The sequence below is a fragment of the Micromonospora sp. KC213 genome, from assembly GCF_004348325.1.
In the GTDB taxonomy this organism is placed as follows: domain Bacteria; phylum Actinomycetota; class Actinomycetes; order Mycobacteriales; family Micromonosporaceae; genus Micromonospora.
Window position 1 is genome coordinate 1 of sequence record NZ_SMKF01000261.1, and the last position, 5,610, is coordinate 5,610.

The 5,610-nt window shown below is 74.4% G+C and carries 5 protein-coding genes; 2 read left to right on the top strand and 3 right to left on the bottom strand.

The window, feature by feature from the left end:
• On the top strand, positions 1 to 882 hold an 882-nt coding region (locus E1166_RS29070), incomplete at its 5' end, for an NUDIX hydrolase (RefSeq protein WP_243710579.1).
• Positions 883 to 1,229: 347 nt separating this feature from the next.
• A complete protein-coding gene (locus tag E1166_RS29075) occupies positions 1,230 to 2,156 on the top strand; it encodes a CDP-alcohol phosphatidyltransferase family protein (protein WP_132271157.1) in 927 nt (308 codons plus the stop codon).
• A gap of 59 nt (positions 2,157 to 2,215) precedes the next feature.
• Here E1166_RS29075 and E1166_RS29080 read toward each other — a convergent pair whose 3' ends face one another.
• The 3 genes from E1166_RS29080 to E1166_RS29090 all read right to left on the bottom strand — a co-directional run.
• Positions 2,216 to 3,463 (bottom strand): phosphatidylserine decarboxylase, encoded by a 1,248-nt coding sequence (locus tag E1166_RS29080; protein ID WP_132343053.1) that lies wholly within the window; start codon positions 3,461 to 3,463, stop codon positions 2,216 to 2,218.
• Positions 3,464 to 3,701: 238 nt separating this feature from the next.
• A complete protein-coding gene (locus E1166_RS29085) occupies positions 3,702 to 4,109 on the bottom strand; it encodes a hypothetical protein (RefSeq protein WP_132343054.1) in 408 nt (135 codons plus the stop codon).
• Positions 4,106 to 5,610 (bottom strand): PspC domain-containing protein (locus tag E1166_RS29090; protein WP_132343055.1); only part of this gene is annotated, 1,505 nt, incomplete at its 5' end. The genes E1166_RS29085 and E1166_RS29090, both read right to left, overlap by 4 nt.

Consider the following 5,610-nt stretch of genomic DNA (forward strand, 5'->3'; position numbering starts at 1 on the left):
GTGCTGCGGGACTCCGGTGGGCGGGTGCTGCTGGCGCGGGGTCCCGCGACGTGCCCGTTCCCGGGGGTCTGGCAGGTGCCCGGCGGCGGCGTCCGACACGGGGAACATCCGGTCGCCGCGGTGGTGCGCGAGTTCGCCGAGGAGACCGGGCTGGCCGTCGAGGTGACCCGCCCCCGGGCCGCCGTCGCCGACGTGGTCACTTTCCGTGACGCCGGCGTTGCGCTGCACGTCGACCGGCTGGTCTTCGACGTCACAGCCTCCGGGAATGCGCCCCGCCCCGAGTCGGCGGGCGGCAGCGACGCCCTCACCTGGGCCACTCCGGACGAGGCCGCCGCGCTGCCACTGATGCCGTTCACCGCCGAACTGCTCGGTCTGCCCGTGGTGCCCCTGCCGGCCGACCTGCCCCGGGCCCTGCCCGCCGGGCGGGTCGCCGCCCCGGAGACCGACCGGTGGCAGCGCTTCGCCGCGTACGGGCTGGTCACCGACCCGCAGGGCCGGATTCTGCTGACCCGGATCGCCGCCGGTTATCCGGGTGCCGGCAGGTGGCACCTGCCCGGGGGCGGCACGGATCACGGTGAGCAACCGAGCGCCGGGCTGCTGCGCGAGCTGGTGGAGGAGTCCGGGCAGCTCGGCACGGTAGCCGACCTGTTGACAGTCGGTCATCTGCACAATCCCGCAGCCCTCGGCCCGGAAGGACGACCGCTGGACTGGCACACGGTCCGGGTGGTCTACCGGGTGCGGGTGCCGGTACCCGCCGACGCGGTGGTCACCGAACTGGCCGGCGGATCGACCGCCGACGCCGCCTGGTTCACTCCTGACCAGCTCACGGGCCTCTCCATGACGGACGTGGCGGCAACGGCAACCGGACATCAGGGGCGGTAGCGCCCGCCCGACGGGCCGGTTCCGGTCAGCTCCGGTACAGTCGGACGTGAGGTTGGCAGGGAAAACGGGCGATGGCCCGAGATGGGAACAACGAAGCGGTTCGCGCGGTTTAACGGAGATATAAGTACCGCCGGCAGCTATCGCCAACCACCACTCCCCTGTGTAATGGTGTACTCCGCTTCGACGGCTGCCGGGCCGACAGCGGTCCGGCACGAGACAGCCGGACATCCGCCCCCGCGGGGCGGCCAGCCGATCCGGTGATGGAGGAAAACGTGCCGAGAGCCCCATGGCGCCGGCGTCGTACGACTGACAGTCCGCGCCCCGCAGGGCGTCGCTGGGCGGGCTCCTTGCGCCGCAGCAGCACGTTCGCCCGTCAGGTGCTGCTGGTCCGGGTGGGACGCCGCGACGGCGACCCGACCACCCGCACCGATCTCGTTCTCGCCGACCGGCCCCGCCGCCGCTACGGCCTCGACCGCTTCGGCCGGAGTCATCTCCCGCTCGACCGGGCCGAGATCGACGCGGTCATGCCGGTCAGCCCCGCCCTCGCCCCCGCCGTCCCGGCGGACGAGTCGCCGGCGATGGCCATCCCGCTGCTGCCCGGTGCGCGCACTCCCGCCCGTCGGATGAAGTTCGCGCTGGTCAACGCCTGCACCCTGGCCAGCCTGATGCTCGGCATCAACGCCATCTTCGTGGCCATGGCCGGCCAGACCCGGGTGGCCGCGCTGCTGCTCATCGCCTGCGTGGCCTTCGACGGCCTGGACGGTGCGCTCGCCCGCAAGTTCGGCGTGGCCAGCCCGTTCGGTGCGCAGATGGACTCGTTGGCCGACATGTGCTCCTTCGGCCTGGCCGCCCCGGTCGTGGTCTACGCCTCGCTCGCCGGGTCGGCGCCGACCGGAGCCGCCGCGGTGGCCGCGGCCCTCGTCGCCGGCTGTGCCGCGATCCGGCTCGCCCGGTTCAACGTCTCGCCCAAGGACGGCCGCTTCTTCTGCGGGGTCCCGACGACCATGGCGGCGGCGGTACTCGCCCTCACGGTCGCCATCGGGCTGCCGCTGCCGCCGACCGTCCAGATCGCCGGGGTGGCTCTGCTCGCCTTCGCGATGGTCTCCAGCTTCCCGTACGCCAAGCTGGCCCGGCTGCTGAAGCTGCCGCCGTGGGTCTGGTTCGCCCCGGTGATCGGTGCGCTGGTCGACATCCGGCTCACCTTCGCCCTGGTGGTGGTGGGCTACCTGGTCAGTGGCCCGTTGCTCTGGCTGCACCAGCGCCGCACCGCCTGACCCGTCGTAGAGCGACCCGGAAGGGGGCACTGCGTACGCGGTGCCCCCTTCCGGTGTGCTCAGCGCCAGCGGGCGATGACCGTGGCGCCGCCGACCACCTTGTCGCCCGGGCCCACCAGCGGCTCGGCGGCGTCGGCCGGCAGGTAGACGTCGGTGCGCGAACCGAACCGGATCAGCCCGAACCGCTCGCCCTTGGCCAGCAGCGCCCCGATCGGCGCCCGCTGCACGATCCGGCGGGCGATCAGCCCGGTACGCTGCGCCACCACGACCCGGCCGTGCTCGGTGTCCAGCACCGTGTACGCCGCCACGTTGTGCTCGGCGTCCGGCTTCATCGCGTTGACGAAACCACCGTCGGCGACGAAGTAGTCGACCACCTTGCCGGCCACCGGGGCCCGGTTGACGTGCACGTCCAGCACCGACAGGAAGACCGCCACGCGAAGCCACTCGCCGTCACCGAACCGCTCGTCGTGCAGCCGCTGCACCGACAGCACCTGACCGTCGGCGGCGGCGACCACGGCCGACGGGTCCTCCGGAACGTCCCGCTCCGGGTCACGGAAGAACGCCGCCACCGGAGCGGCAGCGAGCGCCGGCAGCAGCCAGAGCTTCGACTTTGGCCGGGCCACCTTCGCCGCCGCCGCCAGGCCGAGGGCGATGCCGGCCGCGGCCACCCCGTTGGAGTCGATGTGCATGCCCCGGGTCAGCGGCACGCTGGAGGGGCGGTGGGCCGGGGCCAGGCGGGCGGCGAGCGCCGGGCTGGCCGGGGTGAACCGCAGGTGGTGGACCCGTACCGGCGGGGAGTTGCGCAGCACCAGGTCGGTGCGGACGCCGTGCAGCACCCCCTGCCGGTCCAGCTCGGCGGTGGCCCCCTCGCTGCCGAACAGCGGCGTGGACACGCTCAGCACCGAACCGTCGGTGAGGTACTTGGCCAGGCTGTCGACGGTCGCCCGGGCCTGCTCGGCGGTGCCGGCCAGGGGCTCGGCGGCGATCACCACCTCGGCGGCGTCGGCCTCGGCGAGGGAGTCGACGACGCGTACCCGGTCGGCCACCCAGTTGCCCTGGGCCGTGACGTGCTCGCGCAGCTCGGGGGCGTCGGCGGACTCGGCCGGCACCACGGTGAGGGTGTCGCCGGGCAGCAGCGCGTCGATCGCCGCGGCCAGCGCTGCGGACCCCGCGGTCGCGCCGACCAGCAGGGCGGCCTTCGGGTCGTTACGCCGGGCGAGCTCGGCGACGAGGGTACGGGCGGCGCGCTCGCCGATGCGGACCGAACCGGACCGGCCGGAGGTGGGCACGGCGGGGGACTGGGTCATGTCGGGCGGGCTCCTGACGAGGTAGAGACGGGCATCGCGACGGATCCGCCTCTGCCGGCCTGGTCCCGTCCGAGGCGGACGGGTCCTGACCACGCGACGGCTCGGCCGTGGCCGCCAGCGGTGCGGCGGGCGAGACCGGTGGAGGGCGGAATCTCCACCGGCCAGCATACGAGCCGGTGACCGGCGGTCGCACCGCTGTGCTCAGGCGGCGGACGTCGCCTCCCCGCCCGAGGGCCGGTCACCGGGTAGTGCCCTGCTCCGGTGCGTCGGCAGCCCGGTCCTGGATCGCCTCGACGGGCCGGTCCTCGACCGCGGCCCGCTCCTCGACCGCCTCTGCCGTGACGGGCCGGCCCTCGACCACCTCGGTGAGCCACTCGTCGGCGCGGCGAGTTCCGGCTCCGGCCGGCGCGACGAGCTCCGGGTTGGTCCCGGATTCCGCCGGGCCGTCGGTTCGTCGGTCGTGCCGCCCCGAACGCAGCGCCCCCACCAGGCCGAGCAGCCCGATCAACAGCAGCGCACCGGCGAGGAACCAGCCGATCGGCGGCAGGGCGAGCCCGAGGATCTGTGCGAGCAGCCACCAGAGCGAGAATCCGACGAAGAGCAGCCCGAACAGGAGCGAGACGAGGTCGGTGCGGTGCGCCCTCATCGGGTCACCTCCAGGTTGCCGCCGTTGACGTGGACGTAGAGCCGCAGCTTGCCGCCGCCCGTGCCGTCCGGCCCCAGGTCGACCGCCTCGCGGAGCCGGCCGTTGACCCCCGTCGACTGTCGGCCGAAGACGCTGGCCTCCCCGGCGTTGACGTCGGCGACCGTGGTGACGTCGACGTTCGGTGGCACCACGATCGTGGCCTGACCGAAGTTGACCGCCACGGTGACCTGGACGTCCTGCCCGTCGAGGTCCACCCCGCGCAGGTCGAGGGTGGCGTCACCGAAGTTGTTCTCGTACCGGTCGGCGAGGTCACGCCGGTCGGTCGGGGCCCAGGTGACGTTGCCGTCGACGCCGCGGACCCGGTCGTACGATTCGGCCACCGTCGCCACGCCGAGCGCCGCCGCCGTGACCAGCCCCAGCGCGATCAACCAGCGGGCCCGGCCGAACCAGGTGCCGACCAGCAGCCCGAAGCCGATGGTGGCCAGCGCGGCGGCGAAGTACGCGGCGGCGCCGATGGGAAAGGCACCGAGCAGGTCGAGGATCGCCACCACGCCCAGGACCAGGAAGATCAACGAGAAGGTGATGCCGCCCAGCGGGGACCGTTCCCGGGGTCGTTTCGGCGGCTTCGGGGGCGGTACCGACGGGGCCGGTGGCGCGGGCGGTCCGGCGTACGGGCCGTGCGGGGCGAAGGGCGGCCGGTAGCCGGGCGGCAGTGCGGCGGTCACGCCGGGCGCGGACGGTGCCGAGGCCGACGACACACCACCGGGGAAACCCGCCCCGGCGGCGACCGACGGCCAGGCGGGGAGTTCGGCGGTACGCTCCTGCGACGCCGACCCCGGCGGGACCGGCCCGTACGACGGCACCGGCCCCCCCGGCGACAGGGCCGGTTCGGTCGGCGCGGACGGCGGCGGGGTGAACAGACCGGGCGCGGGGAAACTGACGGGCGGCACCGGACCCGGTGGCGTGGCGGGCGGTGCCGGTGCACGCTCTGCGTCGGGCACCGGGGCCGGGCGCGGCGGGTGGCCGTCCCGGTTGAGCAGCAGTGCGCCCCCGATCAGGATCGCCGCGCCGAGCAGCACCGCCCGAAACGGGTCGGTGACGATGTAGCCGAAGCCCACGGCGACCAGAACGGCGAGCACGATGACCGTGACCGGGGACATGCTCGACCGGCCGCGGCCCAGCATCGACTCCACCGGAGAGGCGCTGTCGCCCTCGCCCGGGATGATCAGCCAGGCGGCGACGTAGACCAGGATGCCGACGCCGCCGAAGAAGCCGAGCACGGCGAGGATCACCCGCCAGAGCACCGGGTCGGTGTTGGTGGCCCGGCCGACGGCGGCGCAGACCCCGGCCAGATACCGGCCCTCCCGGGGGCGAACGAAACCGTACCGGGAGGTGAAGCCGGCCCCGCCGGACGGCGGCGGTGGAAACGGGTGCCCGGGCGGCGGCGGTGCGGCGCCGCCCGCAGGTACGGCGGCCGGTCCGGTGGCGGGTGCGTCCCACC